The organism is Amycolatopsis stemonae (assembly GCF_054781455.1).
This window is the reverse complement of the sequence record NZ_BAAGUJ010000016.1, coordinates 1-15,822: the sequence shown is the minus strand read 5'-3', so window position 1 is coordinate 15,822 and position 15,822 is coordinate 1. Positions and strand designations below refer to the sequence as shown.

Sequence of the window (15,822 nt, the reverse complement as noted above, 5' to 3'; positions counted from 1 at the left end):
GCACGCTCGGCGCGTCCCGAACGGAAATGGTTGCTGCGCGCCATTTCCGCCGGTATGTTGGCGCCGTCCCGGCTGGTCGGTCATCGGTTGCCGGGATCCGCGCTGCTCGGCGGCAGAGGGGAGGTCTTCGCCGAGATAGCGCTTTCCGGCGGTCGGGGTCACCGCCCGGGAGCAGGAGGGAACGAGGTGCCTTGGTGTTCCGGGGAACGGTCGTGGACGACCGCGTGACCGAACCGTACCTGGTTGGGCAGGAGGCCATCGCGGGCGAGCTGCGCCGCGGCAAGTGGTGCGTCTACCTGCACGAATGGCTCGGCGACGAGCACGATCTCCCGACCTGGCGGACCCAGGTGGCCACCCTCGCCGCCGAGTCCGGCGTGGAGGTGTGCTTCGTGGAGATCCCGCGCAAGGACATGACGCTCGTGGCCAACGTCCGCGCGCTCCCCAGCTTTGAGCAGGTCACCCAGTCCGTCGCGGCGCTGGAGCACTACCGGGACATGGTCGCCCGCCGCCGGTCCGCGCCCTGACCACTACGACGACGCGCGCTGCTGCTCCGCCAGAAAGTGAGTCGTCCCGGCCGTCGCCTCGTACAGGGACCGGTAGTGGCCGTAGAACTCCTCGTACCGCGCACTGTTCGCCGGGTCCGGGGTGACCGTCGTGGCGATCGGGTTGGCCCGGACGGGCGCCATCCCGACCGCCTCCGCCGCCAGCAGCGCGTCGCCCAGGCAGGCGCCGATCGTCTCGGCCGGGATCTGCTGCGGCAGCCCGGTGACGTCCGAGACGATGCGTGTCCACAGCCCGCCCTTCGTCCCGCCGCCGACCGCGACCAGCCGGCCCGCCGCGCCGCCCGCGGCCGCCATCGCCTCCAGGTTGTGCCGGACGCCGTAGGCGATGCCTTCGAGCGCCGCGCGGTAGATCTCCGCCCGGCCGTGCGTGGTCGTCAGCCCGGCGAGCACGCCGCGCGCGTCCGGGTCGAACAACGGCGTCCGCTCCCCGGCGAAGTACGGCAACAGCAGCAGCCCCCGGCTGCCCGCCGGCACCAGCGCCGCCTCCGCGACGAGGTCCTCGTAGGACGCGCCGACGAGCTTCCGCAGCCAGTCCGTCACCGCGCCGGACGTCGCCATCCCCGCCGCCAAGGTGAAACTCCCCGGGACCACCCCGCGCGTGCCCCACAGGCCGGGGTGCGGGCGCGGCTCACGAAGCACCTGGACCAGGAACATCGTGGTGCCGTACATGACCATCACGTCGCCGGGCCCGCGGACGCCGACGCTGGCCGCCTCGGCCCAGGCGTCGACCGTCCCGGCCGTCACCGGGAGGCCTTCGGGCAGCCCGGTCGCCGCGGCCGCCGCGGCGGTGACCTTCCCGGCGACCTCCATCGGCCACAGCAGCTCCGGCAACGGCAGACCCGGTGCGACGCGGGAAGCCCAGTCCGTCGCCCACTCGCCCGCGACGAGGTCGTACAGCGGCGTGCACTGGCTCGCCGAGTGGTGGTCCAGGACGTACCGGCCGGTCAGCCGGTGCACCAGGAACGAACTCGCCATCAGCAGCTTCTTCGTGCGCGCGTAGACGTCCGGCTCGTGCCGGGCCAGCCAGCGCACCTTCGGCCCGACGGCCTGGCTGGTCAGCGGCGAGCCGCCGCGCGCGAGGATCTCCTCGACGCCGAACTCGTCGTTCAGCTCCGCGATTTCGGCGCTCGCCCGGGTGTCGACGCCGTAGAGGATCGCCGGCCGCAACGGCTCGCCCGCCTCCGAAGCCGGCAGCAGGCACGGCCCGATGCCGCTGACGCCGAGCCCGGCGAGCGGCCGTCCCTCGGCGGCGCGCAGCAGGTCGGCGACGATCGCGGCGAAGTCGGCCCACCAGACCGTTTCCGCGTCGTGTTCGAACCAGCCGGGACGCGGTGTCGCCACGGCGTGTTCGCGGACGGACCGGGCCAGCACGGCGCCGTCAGGGTCCACCAGCACGCCCTTCGAGCTGGCCGTGCCGATGTCCACGCCGAGCAGCAGTCCCGTCATCCTCCCTCCACGGACCACCCTGCGGGAAATCGATTTCCCCCAAGCTATGGTGTCCCCGGGGGCCCTGTCAACGAACGAGGGTGAACGAGGACGCGGGTGGCGACGATCTCCGACGTGGCGGCGCTGGCCGGGGTGTCGACCGCGACCGTGTCGCGGGCGCTCAACGGCAAGTCCACTGTGGACCCCGCACTGGCCGAACGCGTGGCCAGGGCGGTGGCCGAGCTCGGCTACACCCCGAACGGCCTGGCCCGCAGCCTGCGCCGCCGCGAGACCGCCGTGCTGGCGCTGATCATCTCCGACGTCGAGAACCCGTTCTTCACGGCGATCGCACGCGGCGTCGAGGACGCGGCCCAGGCGGCCGGGTACTCGGTGATGCTGTGCAACTCCGACGAGAACGCGGCCAAGGAACGCCGGTACGTCGAGGTCGCGGCGCAGGAGCGGATCGCGGGCGTGATCATGTCGCCGACCACCGGCGACAGCGACGTCGGGCCGCTGACGACGCACCGGACGCCGATCGTGACCGTCGACCGGCGGCTCGGGTCCACCGACTGCGACGCCGTCCTGCTGGACTCCCGCGCCGCGGCCCGGGACGCCGTGGCCCACCTCGCGGACAACGGGTACGAGCGCATCGCCTGCATCGCCGGCCCGCCGGGCGTCACCACGGCCGACGACCGGCTCGACGGGTACCGCGACGGACTCCGGGCCGCCGGCCGGAAGTACTCCGCGAAACTGGTCCGCCGCTGCGAATTCCGCGAAGCCGGCGGGCGGGAAGCCGCGACGCAGCTGCTGGCGAAACCCGAGCCGCCGGACGCGCTCCTGGTGTCCAGCAGCACGATGGCCGTCGGTGTCCTGCAGGTGCTGGCGGAGCTGGGCCTGCGAGCGGGCCGCGACGTCGGGATCGTGTCGTTCGACGACGCGCCGTGGGCGACCCTGATCTCCCCGGCGCTGACCGTCGTCGCCCAGCCCGCCCACGCGATGGGCCAGCTGGCCGCGCGCCTGCTGCTCGACCGCATCGGCGACGGCGGCGCCCGCGCGACGACCACGACGACGATGGCCGCGCAGCTGATCGTCCGGGGCAGCTCGACGCGCACCGGAGACCGCCCGAAGTGACGCTTGGCGCACCTCCGTGGCGGCCTTGGCTCTTCGGCGACGGGACGCCCAGGCGGTGGCACCGGCACCTCTCCTTGCACGGCAGGGAGATCCGGCCGTGCCAGGCGCCCGCGGCTCAGCCTTGACCTCGACCTTCCTTGAACTTCTACCGTCGGGGACATGACCGCACCACCGATCCCGCGCACCGTCTGGATCGCTTCCGGCGTGATGGCGCTCGGGGGCTTCCTGGCCAACATGGACGGCTCGATCGTCGCCGTCGGGCTGGAGTCGATGAGGCTGCGCCTGGGGGTCGGCCTCATCGAAATCCAGTGGGTGGCCACCGCCTTCCTGCTCGGGCTGTCCGCCGCGCTCCCGCTCACCCCGTGGCTCGTGAAGAAGCTCGGCGCCGGACGGCTGTGGCTCTGGGCGCTCGCGGCGTTCCTGCTGACGTCCGTGGCCTGCGCGCTCGCGCCGGACGCCGGCACGCTGATCGCGGTCCGGGCGGTGCAGGGCATGACCACCGGTGTGCTGGTCACCGCCGGGCAGACGGTGATCGGGCTGGCCGTGGGACCCGAGCGGCTCGGCCGCACCATGGGCACGCTCGGCCTCGTCGTCGGGCTGGCCCCCGTCGTCGGGCCGAGCGTCGGCGGGTTCCTGCTCGCGCACTTCTCGTGGCCGGTGCTGTTCTGGCTGAACCTGCCGATCGGGCTGGTCGCGTTCGGGCTGGCGCTCCGGTACGTGCCGCGCGGCGACCGCGGGCAGCCGCCGCCGGTGGACTGGCCGGGGCTGCTGCTCGTGTCGCTCGGCCTGCCACTGCTCGTCTACACGCTCACCGAGCGCGACGCCGTGTTCGCGGCTGTCGGCGCCCTCGCGCTCGCGGTGTTCGCCTGGCGCTCGCTGCGCGTCCGCCACCCCGTGCTGGACCTGCGGCTCGCCGCGCGGCCGGTGCTGGGCTCGGCGCTGGCGTCCGTCCTGCTCGCCGGCGCCGGGATGTTCGGCGCGGTTCTCCTGCTGCCGTTGTGGTTCCAGGTCCGGCTCGGCGCCGGGCCCGCCGAGGCGGGCGTCCTGCTCGCCCCGATGGGGCTGGCCACGACCGGGTTCGTGCTCGTCGCCGGCCGGTTGACGGACCGTTACGGCGGCGGCACCGTCTCTCTCGCCGGCGCGCTGGTCGTCCTGGCGAGCACCGCGCCGCTCCCGTGGCTCGGCCCGGACGCGCCGATGTGGCTGGTCCAGGCGGTGCTCGTGGTCCGCGGCGCCGGGCTCGGGCTGTCGATCATGCCCGCTTCGACGGCGGCGTACGCGTCGGTCAGCGCGGCGGAGCTCGGCCACGCGACGGCTCTGGTGAACATCGTGCTGCGCGTGGGCGGCGCGGCCGGCGGCGCGTTGTGCGTGATCGTGCTGTCCCGCGGGCTCGCCGTGGACCCGGCGACCGGGTTCGGCTGGGCGTTCGGCGTGCTGGGCGCGTTGTGCGTGCTGGGTGTGGTGGCGACGGCGTGGCTGCGGCACGCGGAGCGAGCGTCCACAGTGGACGTCAAGGCCTGATCCACCAGGGAATCTGGCGCGATCACCGGAATGGTGATTACCTGGAGCCGGCCAACCACTGTCGGTAAGGGGAAGGGCTGACGATGTCGGGGGTATCGAGGCGGCTGGTCACGGCCGCGGCAGCAGTGGCGGTAGCGGGGAGCCTGCTGGCGGCGACGCCGGCCGGGGCGTCCCCGGCGACGATCGACTGGCAGCCGTGCGCCGGCGCGCCCGGCGTGGACTGCGGCACGGTGACCGTGCCGATCGACTGGGCCCACCCGGAGAAGGGCACCGCGAGCATCGCGCTCGCCCGCCGCAAGGCGACCGACCCGGCCGCCCGCATCGGCTCGATCCTGATGGACCCGGGCGGCCCCGGCGGCGCGGGCGCGGGTGAGGTCGAGGGCGGCTGGTCGCTCTCACCCGAGATCACCAAGCGCTTCGACACCGTGGGCTTCGACCCGCGCGGCGTCGGCGACAGCACGCAGATCAAGTGCGGGCTCGACGAGATCATCGCCGACCACCCGGCCGTTCCGCGCAACCAGGCCGAGTTCGAGCAGCTCGCGAGCTACAACCGCAAGCTCGGCGAAAGCTGCGACAGGCTTTCCGGGCCGCTGGGCCGGTTCGGCGACACCAGGAGCGTCGCGCGCGACATGGACGCCATCCGCGCCGCGCTCGGCGAGCGGAAGCTGACCTACTACGGCGTTTCGTACGGCACGCTGATGGGCCAGCAGTACGCGGAGCTGTTCCCGGACAAGGTCCGCGCGCTCGTGCTGGACAGCAACATGGACCACTCGCAGTACACGGCGTTCGAGTTCCTCACCAGCGAAACGCAGTCGGTGCAAGCGGAGTTCGGCGAGTTCGCCGCCTGGTGCGGCCGGACGCCGAGCTGCGCGCTGCACGGTCAGGACGTCTCGAAGCTGACGCGTGCCCTGCAGGACAAGGCCGCGCGCGGAGAGCTGAGGGACCCGCAGAGCGGCGAAGCGATCACGCCGCTGGAGCTGGCGTCGATCTTCCAGGGCTCGTTCTACGGCCCGAGCTGGGACCAGCTGGCGAAGACGCTCAAGACGTTCGCGGACGGCACCAAGCCGGCCGCGTCGGCGCAGGCGAGGGCCGACACCCCGGTCAACAACGTCTTCCGGAGCGTGTTCTGCGACGACTGGAAGCTGCCGGTGCACAACTACGCCGAGCTCGAGGCCTACCGCCGCACGGCCGCGGCGCTGGCGCCGGACGTCAAGGTCAACTCGCTGGGCTGGCAGGCCGTCACCGGCTGCATCGGCTGGCCGGACAAGACCAGCAATCCTCAGCACCCGTTGCAGGTCCACGGCGCGCCGCCGCTGCTGATGGTGAGCAGCGAGCACGACCCGGCAACGCCGTACGCGTGGTCGCAGGCCGCGGCCCGGCAGAGCGGCAGCACGCTGCTCACCTACGACGGCTGGGGCCACGGCGCGTACTTCAAGAACAGCCCGTGCGTGATCAAGGCGACCGACGACTACCTGATCAGCGGCAAGCTCCCGGCCCAGGGCACGCACTGCGCCGCGGTCGAGCCCGGATCGGCCGAGGCCCGCATCGCCGGGCCGAAACCGCCGTCGACGATCGGCTTCTGACGCTTCCGCCGCGTGGCCGGAACGGGCACAATCGTTCCGGCCACGCAGCGCTGCGGGGAAGGGAGCCGGAGATGCTTCGTCGATTCTTCGCCACGGCGGCGGTCGTGATCGCCGCTTCCGCACTTCTCACGACCCCGGCGGAAGCCGGCACCGGCCGCTACCTCGCGCTGGGTGACTCGGTCGCGTTCGGCTACCGGCCCAACGCGGGCGCGGACTACCTGAACGCGGCCAACTTCAGCGGCTACGCGGAGAAATACGCCGCGCTGCGCGGGCTCCGGTTGGCGAACGCGTCGTGTCCCGGCGAAACGACGGGCAGCCTGTTGGTCACCACCGCGCCGAGCAACGGCTGCGAAAACGGCTACCGGGCGGCGTTCCCGCTGCACGTCGCCTACCCGGGCAGCCAGATCGCCTACGCCGTGCAGTACCTGCGGACCCACCGGGACACCCGGCTGGTGACGCTGACCATCGGCGCGAACGACCTGTTCCTCTGCCGGGACACCACGCCGGACCACTGCACGGGCCCGGACTTCACGGCGGCGCTCGGCCAGGTGAGCCGGAACCTGGCGGCGATCCTCGGCGCGGTGCGCTCGCAGTACCGCGGTGAGCTGGTGCTGGTGTCGTACTACTCGCTGGACTACCGCGACGCGGCGCAGGTCGCGCAGGTGAAGGCCCTCGACACGACGCTGGCCCAGGTGACGCGCCGCTACCACGGCAAGGTGGCGGACGGCTTCACGGCGTTCTTCCTGGCGTCCCTGCGCACGGGCGGCGACCCGTGCGCGGCGGGCCTGCTGGTCAAGCTCCCGGCGGGCGGCTGCGACGTCCACCCGTCCGCGGCCGGCCACCGCGTCCTCGAACTCGCCCTGGCTCACACGGCCTGAACATCGACACCCATCGCCTCGAGGGCCCGCACCGCCTCCGGATCCGCGTCGGTGTCCGTCACCAGCGCGTGCACCTGGGTCGTCTCACAGATCCGCGCGAACGCCCGGCGGCCCAGCTTCGACCCGTCCGCGACCGCGACGACGCGCTCGGCGCGTTCCACCATCAGGCGGTTGATGCTGGCCTCGCCCTCGTGGTGGGCGAACGCGCCCGCCTCCGGGTCGAAGGCGTCGACCCCGAGGAACAGCAGGTCGATGGTCAGCTCGCTGAGCACGCGGGTGGCCAGCGGGCCGCTCAGCTCGAACGACTGCGGCCGCGCGACCCCGCCCGTGACGACGATCTTGACGTTCGGCCGCACGGCGAGCTCGTGCGCGATGTTCAGCGCGTTGGTGACGACCGTGATGCCCGGCGCGTCCCCGCGTCCGGACAGGTCGGACCGCATGGCGAGCGCCCGCGCCACCCCGGCGGTCGTGGTCCCGCCGTTCAGCCCGACGACCATGCCCTTGGCCGCGAACGCCGCCGCGGCGACGCTGATCCGCTGCTTCTCCGGCACGTGCCGCGCCGTCTTGTAGCGCAGCGGCAGGTCGTAGGCGAGGTCGTTGGCGACCGCGCCGCCCCGGGTGCGCGTCAGCAGCTGCTGTTCGGCGAGGTGGTCGAGATCGCGCCGGATGGTGGCCGCGGAGACGTTCAGCTCCGCCGCCACGTCCTCGACGTCGATCTTTTCCCGCTGCCCCAGCATGTCCAGCAGGGTGCTCAACCGTTCGTGCCGGGCCATCTGCGGTACTCCCTAGCTTTGCTTCGCGGCGGTCCAGCGCGCACACGGTTGCGCTGTTGACTACCGTTTCGAGCAGTATGCTGCATCGCCGGTGTCGCCCGCACGCGGCACGCCGGTCAAGGCAGCCGCGCGCCGGTCGCGGCGTCGAACAGGTGCACGGACTCCGGCTGCGGCGCCAGCTTGATCGGCTCGCCCCGCTGCCACGCCGCCATCCCCGGCGTGCGCACGGTCAGCACCTGCTCGCCGGCCCGGCAGTACAGGTACTGGTCGCTGCCCAGCTCCTCCACGACTTCGACCACGGCGTCCCGCCCCGAGCCGATGATCCACCCCTCGGGACGGACGCCCACGACGACACCCGGGCCGGTCAGCGCCGACCGCTGCGCCGGTGTCAACGGCACTTCCAGCTCGGACACCGTGGTCTCGAGCAGGTTCATCGACGGCGACCCGATGAACCCCGCCACGAACACGTTCGCCGGCCGGGAGAACAGGCCGATCGGGGTGTCGCACTGCTGCAGCACCCCGTCCCGCAGCACCGCCACGCGGTCGCCCATCGTCATCGCCTCGACCTGGTCGTGGGTGACGTACAGCGTGGTGATCCCCAGCCGCCGCTGCAGCGAGGCGATCTGCGTGCGGGTCTGGACGCGCAGCTGAGCGTCCAAATTGGACAGCGGCTCGTCCATCAGGAACACGCTCGGCTCGCGCACGATCGCCCGGCCCATCGCGACGCGCTGGCGCTGCCCGCCCGACAACCGCGCGGGCCTGCGGTCGAGGTACGGCGTCAGGTCCAGCAGTTCGGCCGCCGAAGCCACGCGCCGCCGGCGTTCCGCTGCCGGCATCCGGGCCAGCTTCAGGTGGAAGCCGATGTTCTCGCCGACCGTCATGTGCGGGTAGAGCGCGTAGTTCTGGAACACCATCGCGATGTCCCGGTCCTTGGGCGGCAACGCCGTGACGTCGCGCTCCCCGATGTGGATCGAACCGTCGTCGACGCCCTCGAGCCCGGCCAGCATCCGCAGCGTCGTCGACTTCCCGCAGCCCGACGGGCCCACCAGGACCAGGAACTCGCCGTCCGCCACCGCCAGGTCGAGCCCGTCGACCGCCGGGCGGTCGACGCCCGCGTAGAACCGGGTCGTGTCCCGGAACGTCACTTCCGCCATCGTCTTCCTACTTTCCGGCGCCGAGGGTCAGGCCGGTGATGATCCGGCGGGCGAGCACGAGGTAGAGCACCAGCATCGGGAGCACCACGATCGCCACCCCGGCGATCAGGCCGCCGTACTCCGACTGGTAGCTCGCCGCGCCGTAGAACGTGAACAGCGCGCGGGACAGCGTGAAGTGCGCCTGGTCCTTCAGGAACACGATCGCCAGCAGCGTCTCGTTCCACAGGCCGATCGCGTTCAGCGTCAGCGCCGTGATCAGGCCGCCGCGCGCCAGCGGCAGCATCACTGAGAAGAACGTCCGCACCGGGGACGCGCCGTCCAGCGCGGCCGCTTCCTCCAGCTCGTCCGGCAGGGAGCGGAAGAAGCCGGTCAGGAGGAAGACCGTGAACGGGATCGACAAGGCGACGTACAGCACGAACAGCCCGTACTCGTTGTCCAGGTGGATCCGGCTGAGCACGACGAACAGCGGGATGATCACGGTCTGGAACGGCACCCCCATGCCGATCGCGACCACGTTCGTCATCGGCCCGGACCCGCGGACCCCCAGCCTGGTCAGGGCGTACGCGCAGGGCGCCGACACGGCCACCGTCGCGACCGTGGCGAGGCCGACGAGCACGACCGTCGTCAGCACCGCGTCGCCGAACCCCGCGTTGGTCCAGGCGTAGCCGAAGTTGCGGAACGGCTTGCCGAGGTGGAACCACTGGTACGGCAGCGCGAACGGCTTGGTGAAGATCTCCACCGGCGTCTTGAACGCCGCGGTGACCAGCCAGTACAGCACCAGGACGTTGCCGGCGGTGAACAGCCAGACGATCGTGGACCCCAGCAGCCGCAACGGGCTCAGCCGGCGCGCGCCGGGAGCCGGGCGCGGTTTGCGCGGTACCTTCCGCACGCGGACGTCAGAACTGGAGAGCGTCACGGCGCATCACCCGCCTCAGCAGCACGACCAGGATCGACACCAGCGCGATCATCGCCACCGCGCACGCGCAGGCGGCGCCGAAGTCCGGCGTGCCGTTCGAGCCGAAGGTCCGGTCGAACACGTAGATCCCCAGCGTCCACGCCTGGTTCGGCGGCGCGTACGTGCCCGGCCCGGCCAGCACGAACACCAGCTCGAAGATCTTCAGCGCGTTGATCGTCCACAGGACACCCGCGACGCCGACGACGTCCCACGTCATCGGCAGCGTGATGTTGCGGAACTTCTGCCACGGCGACGCGCCGCCCAGCTCGGCGTCCTCGTAGAGGTACGGCGGGATCCGGTCGACCGCGGCCATCAGGATCGTGATGTAGAAGCCCGAGCTGGCCCAGATCAGCGACGCCGTCACGACGCCGGTCACGTTGGCCGGGGCCAGGAACTTCGCCGCGTCCGCGCCGACGTGCTCCAGCACGTAGTTCGCCAGGCCCTGCTTGCCCGGCTGGTACTTGAACACGAAGCCGAGGAACATGCCCAGCGCCACCGGCGCGACGATGTTCGGGAAGAACAGGATCGCGCGGACGACCTTGCCGCCGCGCATGTCCCGCAGCACCATCGTGAACAGGAACGCCAGCGCGAACGTGCCGATGCCGCCGAGGAAGACGTACACCAGCGTGTTGCGGAACGCGTACTGGAACGAGTCGCTCGCCCACATCCGCGTGTAGTTGGTGACGCCGTTGGGCTGCGGCGTGTCGCCGGCGCCGGCCCAGCTGGTGAAGCTGAGCACCACCGTCGCGAGCGTCGGCAGCACGAGGAACGCGAGGTACAGCGCCAACGCCGGCGCCGCGAAGGGCCAAAACAGCCGCTTCTTGCGGCGCAGGTGCGCGCCACCGGCGTCGCGGGTCTCCGAAACCCGCGGCGCCGGTGCCGTCGTGAGCGTGGCCATCAGCCCTGGCTCTTCCAGAACTCGGCGCCCTTGGCGGCCAGCTGGTCGACGAACTGCTGCGGCGTGAGCTGGCCCTTCAGCAACGCGGTGTCAGCCGGGTCGAAGACGTCGGTCTGCCACTTGCCGCCCGCGATGCCGTCGATCCCGTCGTACTGCAGGACGTGCTCCTTCTTCGGGTCGTCCATCGCCGCCTTGACCTGCTTGAGGTCGTCCGGCACGGCGAGGTCGGCGCGCGGCACGAGGTTGTCGGCCACCGCCGGGATGCCCGACAGGATGTCCTTGCCGAGGAAGTAGGCGATGAACGCCTTCGCGGCCTCGGGGTGCTTGGCCTTCTTGGTCACCGCGAAGCCGATCGACATCTGCTCGACGGTGTCGTGCGTGGCCCCGGCCGGCATCGGGAACTGGAACGAGCCGTAGTTGATCTTCGTCCCGGCGCCCTGCTTGTCCAGGTACTCGCGCGTCTCGCTCGGCGCCCAGGTACCGACGTAGAGGTAGCGCGAGTCGCCGTCGGCCCAGCGCTGCTGCACCTGCGGGAACTTCGCCGCGTCCCAGCCGTCGATGAAGTACTTCGGCAGCTTCGCGGTTTCCGTGGCGGCCTTGAGGAAGCCGGGGTCGGTCTTCCACGCCTGCCCGGTCCTGTCGGACGCGGCCTTGTTGAGCCCGCCCGCGCCGACGTACCGCTCGGCGAGCTGCGTGAAGAAGTACATGTTGTAGAACGGGATGTCGCCGTCCTGGCTGATCGCGGCCTTGCCGTCGGCCTTCGCCTTGTCGAACAACGCCGTCAGGTCGTCCATCGTCTTCGGCTGCCGCACGTCGCCCGCGGTGTCCTTGTTGAACCACCACGCGCTGGACTGCACGGTGTAGGGGACCATGAAGTTGTGGCCTTCGTGGTCCTTGTTCTGCGGGAAGTCGTACGAGCTTGGGGAAAGCACGTCCTTCACCGTCTTGTCGCCCTCGCCGACCTTCATCGCGAAGACGTCGTCGACGCTCTGCGTGCCGCCGGGCGTCATGATCGCCGCGCCGACCTTGCTGACGTCCTGGTCGAACAGGTCCGGCACGGCGTCGGTGTTGAGCGCGGGCACCAGGTTCTGCGTGTAGGCCTTGCGCCCCAGCCACTGCACGTTCACCTTGACGCCGGTCTTCTCCTGGAAGCACTTGAACGCCTTCTGGAGGACCTTGCCCTGCGGCTCGTCGGCCGTCCACATCGCCCAGTACGTGAACTCCTTGTCCGTGGCCGGTTTGACGGCCGCCTCCGGACAGGGCGCGGCGAGGTACTGGTCGACCCCGGGCAGCGCGTTCTCCCCCGTGCCGCCGCCCGCGTCGGCACCTCCGCCGCAGCCCGCCAGGAGGACGGACGCTCCCACCGCACATGCCATGACTTTGCTTCGCCGCATCCGCCACCACCTGGATCGAGATCGAATATTGCGCATGTTCTGCGCGTTAGTGCGCAGTTTTATGGGCTTTCAAGCATCTGTCAACACAAGAAGCCGCAACAATCGCCGCACTTCGGCGGTCACGGCGTCCCGCCCGGCCCCCAGGTACTTCCGGGGGTCGACGCGTTCGGGGTGCGCGCGCCAGTCTCCCGCCGCGGCCGCGGTGAAGACTTTGTTGAGCTGGGTGGCGATGTTGACCTTCGTCATCCCCGCCCGCACGGCCTCGGCGAGCCCCTCGTCCGACACCCCGGACGAGCCGTGCAGCACCAGCGGCACGGGCACCCGTTCGCGCAGCCGCGCGATGAGGCCGAAGTCCAAAGTGGCGTCCCGGGTCAGCATGGCATGCGAACTGCCGACGGCCACGGCGAGCGCGTCGACGCCGGTGGCCGCGGCGAACTCCGCCGCCTCGTCCGGGTCGGTGCGGGCGCCGGGCGCGTGCACGCCGTCCTTGCCGCCGACCTCACCGAGTTCGGCCTCCACCCACACGCCGTGGTCGTGGCAGAAGGCGGCGACCTCGCGGGTCTCCCGGACGTTGCCGGCGTAGTCCAGTTTGGACGCGTCGAACATGACCGAGCCGAACCCCAGCGCGACGGCCTCCCGCACGAGCTCACGCGACTCGGCGTGGTCGAGGTGCACGGCGACGCGCGCTTCGGCCACCCGGGCCACGGCCAGCGCGGCGCCCCCGATGGGCGCGAGCGCACCGTGGTAGCGCACGGCGTTCTGGCTGAGCTGAACGATCACGGGCGAGTCCGCCTGCGCCGCGCCTTCGACGATCGCGGTGATGTGCTCCAGCTGGATCGCGTTGAAGGCACCACACCCCCGCCGCGCCGCCGCGGCCTCGGCGACGATTTCGCCGGTGGCGACCAGAGGCATCAGGACATCCCTTCCGGCCGGCCGCACCCGGCGGCCGGCCCCCGTTGGTCGAATGCGCCGGAGGGGGTCGAAGCCATCGGGACTCCGCCCCGCACCGCGGCCGATCCCGCAGCCGCGGCCGGAGACATCAGGCCTCCCCGCCCGGCCGGACCCGCACCGCGGCCAGCTCCCGGTGGTAGTGCCCGAGGTCGACGTCGCCGGCGAGCGGGCCGAGCACCGCCGCGCCGGACAGGGCGACGGCGCGGCGCAGGATCTCCGGCCACGGCTCGCGGCGGCAGAGCCCGAGCGCGAGCGCCGCGACCACCGCGTCGCCCGCGCCCGTGCTGTTGCCGGCGAGCGGCTTCGACGGTGTCGCGTGCCAGGTGCCCGCGGCCGTGACCGCGAGCAACCCGGCCGCGCCGAGAGACACCACCACGGCGCCCGCGCCCCGCCCGCGCAGCTCGTGCGCCGCCTGTTCCAGGTCGTCGAGCCCGGTCGCCTCGCGCAGCTCGGCGGCGTTGGGCTTGACCACGGCCGGCCGTGCGGCCAGCCCGGCCAGCAGAGCCGGCCCCGAGGTGTCCAAAATGGACGTCCAGCCGGCGGCCAGCCGCGCGTAGCCGTCGGGCGGCGCACCCGGCGGCAGGCTGCCGGAGCAGACCAGCACCTCGGGCTCGCGGCGCCGGACGTGCGCGGCCAGCAGCGCCCATTCGGCCGCGGTCAGCCGCGGCCCCGGCTCGTTGAGGAGGGTCACCGAGCCGTCTTCCGCGGAGAGCACGGTGGTCGTCCGGCGCGTCTCGCCGCTGATCGGCACCAGCTCGGCGGGCAGCCCGGCCGCGCCGAGCTCCGCCGCGACCTCGGCCCCGGTCGCCCCGCCCGCGGTGGCGATCGCGCGGACGTCGGCGCCGAGCGCGTGCAGCACGCGGGCGACGTTCACGCCCTTGCCGCCCGCCCGGCGCCGGACGTCGCGCGCCCGGTGCACGGCGTCCGGCACCAGGCTGTCCACTGTGTACGTGACGTCGAGCGCGGCGTTCGGCGTCACGGTGACGATCATGCGAGGACGACGGAGCGCGTCAGGCTGCGCGGGTGGTCCGGGTCCAGGCCCTTGCGCCGCGCGATCGCCCCGGCGACGAGCTGGGCGCGGACCAGGTCGGCGAGCGGGTCGAGCCCGCTCTCGACGAACGTGCCGCCCGCGCGGCGCACGTCCTCGGCCAGCCCGTCCGGTGCGGCGCCGAACATCCACGTCACCCGGCCCGGCTCGCTGATGCTGATCGGGCCGTGCCGGTAGTCCCAGGCCGGGTACGACTCCGTCCACAGCAGGCACGCCTCGCGGAACTTGAGCGCGGCCTCGTTCGCGATGCCGACGGACCAGCCGGTGCCGAGGAAGCTGACCTGCTCGGCTTCGGTGAGCTCGGCGGGCAGCGGCTCGGCCAGCACCCGCTCGGCCTGTGCGACGACGTCGCCGAGGTCTTCGCCCAGGTGCGCGCGCAGCATCGCGAGCGCGGTCGTGGCGAACCGCGTCTGCACGACCGACCGCTCGTCCACGGCCGACAGATCGACGAGCGCGTCGGCGGCGCCCCCGACGGCCTCGGGCACGCCGGTGATCGCGGTGGTCTTCGTCCGCCCGCGCAGCTTCGCGAGCAGGGTGTGCACCTCGGTCGTGGTACCCGAGCGGCTCAGCGCGATCACGTGGTCGTAGGCCCGGCCGACCGGAAACTCGGAAGCGGCGAAGGCATCGGTCTCACCCAACCCGGCCGTTTCGCGCAGCACGGCGTACGCCTGGCCGACGAACCACGAGGTACCACAGCCGACGACGGCCACCCGCGCGCCCGGAGCCGGCAACTGCCCGCTGTTCGCCGAGGCGAGCGCGCCCGCCTCACGCCAGCAGCCGGGCTGGCTGGCGACCTCCGCCGCCATGAAGGTCCCGCTCATGAACTCCCCATCCGTGCCGGTGTGCGCAACAGGTGTCACGTTAGGTGCAGTTTTGTGCTTCGTCAATCGTCGTATCGCGCAACTTTGTGCATGAGGTACGCGCGCGTGTGCAGCCGGGCGACACACAAGAGGGCGATGTGGGGACGAGGCCGAGCGCGGCGCCGCCACGAAAACGCCACATCAAGCACCTTCACGCACACGAAAAAGGCCACCCTCGACGAGGGTGGCCCACACCAGAACCCAGGCGGTTACCGCGCCTTGCGCCGCCAAAGCCCGGCGACAACGGCAAGCGCCCGCGAGCGGGGCGTCGGCGCGACCACCGGCTCCGGGCCGATCCGGCGGCGCATCCGGTAGGCGAGTTCGAGCACCTCGAGGTCTTCGGGGCGGCGTCTGCCGTGGACGTCCGGCCGCAGCATCAGCTCCCCCACCGTGACGGGCTTGCCTTGGGCACGGTGCGCCGTGCGCGCCATCGGGAACCTCCGCTTGAGTGGGCCGACCGGGACCTGATGGCTGCCGATTCTATGAATCGGATTCGGGTTCGTCACCTTACTCGCCAGTTGTGTCCGGTGTGTTCATCGAACCGGCCGGCGAAGGCGTTAGCCTCGCGTCAGTGTCAGGGTGGTGTTGCCGCTGTTGCGGTGGTTGGGATCCTGGCCGCTGGTGACCTGGCTCGTAGCCTCGCTGCCGCCTGCTTGCGGGTTGGCGATCATGCGTTGTGCCGGTCACC

15 protein-coding genes are annotated in these 15,822 nt (G+C 72.0%); 5 read left to right on the top strand and 10 right to left on the bottom strand.

All coding sequences use genetic code 11. From position 1 onward, the window contains the following. Nucleotides 1–224 precede the first annotated feature (224 nt). Nucleotides 225–524, top strand: coding sequence for a hypothetical protein (locus tag ACYVLJ_RS38925; RefSeq protein ID WP_460442418.1), 300 nt, complete (start codon nucleotides 225–227; stop codon nucleotides 522–524). A 3-nt stretch (nucleotides 525–527) separates the two neighbouring features. Here the strand turns inward: ACYVLJ_RS38925 and ACYVLJ_RS38920 are convergent, their stop codons facing one another. Then, complete coding sequence (locus tag ACYVLJ_RS38920; protein WP_460442417.1) at nucleotides 528–2,009, bottom strand: FGGY-family carbohydrate kinase; 1,482 nt, start codon at nucleotides 2,007–2,009, stop codon at nucleotides 528–530. A gap of 96 nt (nucleotides 2,010–2,105) precedes the next feature. Between ACYVLJ_RS38920 and ACYVLJ_RS38915 the strand changes: the two genes are divergently transcribed. The 4 genes from ACYVLJ_RS38915 (at nucleotide 2,106) to ACYVLJ_RS38900 (ending at nucleotide 7,101) form a co-directional block, all read left to right on the top strand. After that, nucleotides 2,106–3,119, top strand: coding sequence for a LacI family DNA-binding transcriptional regulator (locus ACYVLJ_RS38915; RefSeq protein WP_460442416.1), 1,014 nt, complete (start codon nucleotides 2,106–2,108; stop codon nucleotides 3,117–3,119). Between the two features lie 159 nt (nucleotides 3,120–3,278). Beyond that, nucleotides 3,279–4,640, top strand: a complete 1,362-nt coding sequence (locus ACYVLJ_RS38910) for an MDR family MFS transporter (protein WP_451967557.1) — start codon at nucleotides 3,279–3,281, stop codon at nucleotides 4,638–4,640. Nucleotides 4,641–4,723: 83 nt separating this feature from the next. Continuing rightward, nucleotides 4,724–6,223 (top strand): alpha/beta hydrolase, encoded by a 1,500-nt coding sequence (locus ACYVLJ_RS38905; protein ID WP_460442415.1) that lies wholly within the window; start codon nucleotides 4,724–4,726, stop codon nucleotides 6,221–6,223. Between the two features lie 71 nt (nucleotides 6,224–6,294). After that, entirely contained in the window at nucleotides 6,295–7,101 is an 807-nt protein-coding gene (locus ACYVLJ_RS38900; RefSeq protein WP_460442414.1) for an SGNH/GDSL hydrolase family protein, read from the top strand. Here ACYVLJ_RS38900 and ACYVLJ_RS38895 read toward each other — a convergent pair. The 9 genes from ACYVLJ_RS38895 to ACYVLJ_RS38855 form a co-directional block, all read right to left on the bottom strand. Next, complete coding sequence (locus ACYVLJ_RS38895) at nucleotides 7,089–7,874, bottom strand: DeoR/GlpR family DNA-binding transcription regulator (protein ID WP_460442413.1); 786 nt, start codon at nucleotides 7,872–7,874, stop codon at nucleotides 7,089–7,091. The two genes, ACYVLJ_RS38900 and ACYVLJ_RS38895, sit on opposite strands and share 13 nt — an antisense overlap. A gap of 116 nt (nucleotides 7,875–7,990) precedes the next feature. After that, nucleotides 7,991–9,028: an ABC transporter ATP-binding protein gene (locus ACYVLJ_RS38890; RefSeq protein WP_451967564.1), complete on the bottom strand. Its 1,038-nt coding sequence runs from the start codon at nucleotides 9,026–9,028 to the stop codon at nucleotides 7,991–7,993. Between the two features lie 7 nt (nucleotides 9,029–9,035). Then, complete coding sequence (locus ACYVLJ_RS38885) at nucleotides 9,036–9,944, bottom strand: carbohydrate ABC transporter permease (RefSeq protein WP_460442412.1); 909 nt, start codon at nucleotides 9,942–9,944, stop codon at nucleotides 9,036–9,038. Further along, nucleotides 9,925–10,881 carry a carbohydrate ABC transporter permease gene (locus ACYVLJ_RS38880; protein ID WP_451967567.1) on the bottom strand — a complete coding sequence of 319 codons (957 nt, stop codon included), beginning with the start codon at nucleotides 10,879–10,881 and terminating at the stop codon, nucleotides 9,925–9,927. The genes ACYVLJ_RS38885 and ACYVLJ_RS38880 overlap by 20 nt, the downstream gene beginning before the upstream one ends. Next, nucleotides 10,881–12,245, bottom strand: a complete 1,365-nt coding sequence (locus tag ACYVLJ_RS38875) for an ABC transporter substrate-binding protein (RefSeq protein ID WP_460442411.1) — start codon at nucleotides 12,243–12,245, stop codon at nucleotides 10,881–10,883. Before ACYVLJ_RS38875 ends, ACYVLJ_RS38880 begins: the two co-directional genes overlap by 1 nt. Nucleotides 12,246–12,344: 99 nt before the next feature. Beyond that, nucleotides 12,345–13,187: a class II fructose-bisphosphate aldolase gene (locus ACYVLJ_RS38870; protein ID WP_460442410.1), complete on the bottom strand. Its 843-nt coding sequence runs from the start codon at nucleotides 13,185–13,187 to the stop codon at nucleotides 12,345–12,347. Between the two features lie 127 nt (nucleotides 13,188–13,314). Next, entirely contained in the window at nucleotides 13,315–14,217 is a 903-nt protein-coding gene (locus ACYVLJ_RS38865) for a 1-phosphofructokinase family hexose kinase (RefSeq protein ID WP_460442409.1), read from the bottom strand. Continuing rightward, the gene (locus ACYVLJ_RS38860; RefSeq protein ID WP_460442408.1) at nucleotides 14,214–15,095 is read right to left on the bottom strand and encodes an SIS domain-containing protein; all 882 of its coding nucleotides are present in this window, start codon (nucleotides 15,093–15,095) and stop codon (nucleotides 14,214–14,216) included. The genes ACYVLJ_RS38865 and ACYVLJ_RS38860 overlap by 4 nt, the downstream gene beginning before the upstream one ends. Before the next feature lie 248 nt (nucleotides 15,096–15,343). Continuing rightward, on the bottom strand, nucleotides 15,344–15,565 hold the full coding sequence (locus tag ACYVLJ_RS38855) for a hypothetical protein (protein WP_451967574.1): 222 nt from the start codon (nucleotides 15,563–15,565) through the stop codon (nucleotides 15,344–15,346). Nucleotides 15,566–15,822: the final 257 nt, after the last annotated feature.

Bases quoted from the DNA above. Each gene is read 5' to 3' on its own strand.
- ACYVLJ_RS38870 (WP_460442410.1), bottom strand. From the start codon at position 13,187: ATGCCTCTGGTCGCCACCGGCGAAATCGTCGCCGAGGCCGCGGCGGCG.
- ACYVLJ_RS38890 (WP_451967564.1), bottom strand. From the start codon at position 9,028: ATGGCGGAAGTGACGTTCCGGGACACGACCCGGTTCTACGCGGGCGTC.
- ACYVLJ_RS38905 (WP_460442415.1), top strand. From the start codon at position 4,724: ATGTCGGGGGTATCGAGGCGGCTGGTCACGGCCGCGGCAGCAGTGGCG.
- ACYVLJ_RS38920 (WP_460442417.1), bottom strand. From the start codon at position 2,009: ATGACGGGACTGCTGCTCGGCGTGGACATCGGCACGGCCAGCTCGAAG.
- ACYVLJ_RS38880 (WP_451967567.1), bottom strand. From the start codon at position 10,881: ATGGCCACGCTCACGACGGCACCGGCGCCGCGGGTTTCGGAGACCCGC.
- ACYVLJ_RS38900 (WP_460442414.1), top strand. From the start codon at position 6,295: ATGCTTCGTCGATTCTTCGCCACGGCGGCGGTCGTGATCGCCGCTTCC.
- ACYVLJ_RS38910 (WP_451967557.1), top strand. From the start codon at position 3,279: ATGACCGCACCACCGATCCCGCGCACCGTCTGGATCGCTTCCGGCGTG.
- ACYVLJ_RS38855 (WP_451967574.1), bottom strand. From the start codon at position 15,565: ATGGCGCGCACGGCGCACCGTGCCCAAGGCAAGCCCGTCACGGTGGGG.
- ACYVLJ_RS38895 (WP_460442413.1), bottom strand. From the start codon at position 7,874: ATGGCCCGGCACGAACGGTTGAGCACCCTGCTGGACATGCTGGGGCAG.
- ACYVLJ_RS38865 (WP_460442409.1), bottom strand. From the start codon at position 14,217: ATGATCGTCACCGTGACGCCGAACGCCGCGCTCGACGTCACGTACACA.
- ACYVLJ_RS38860 (WP_460442408.1), bottom strand. From the start codon at position 15,095: ATGAGCGGGACCTTCATGGCGGCGGAGGTCGCCAGCCAGCCCGGCTGC.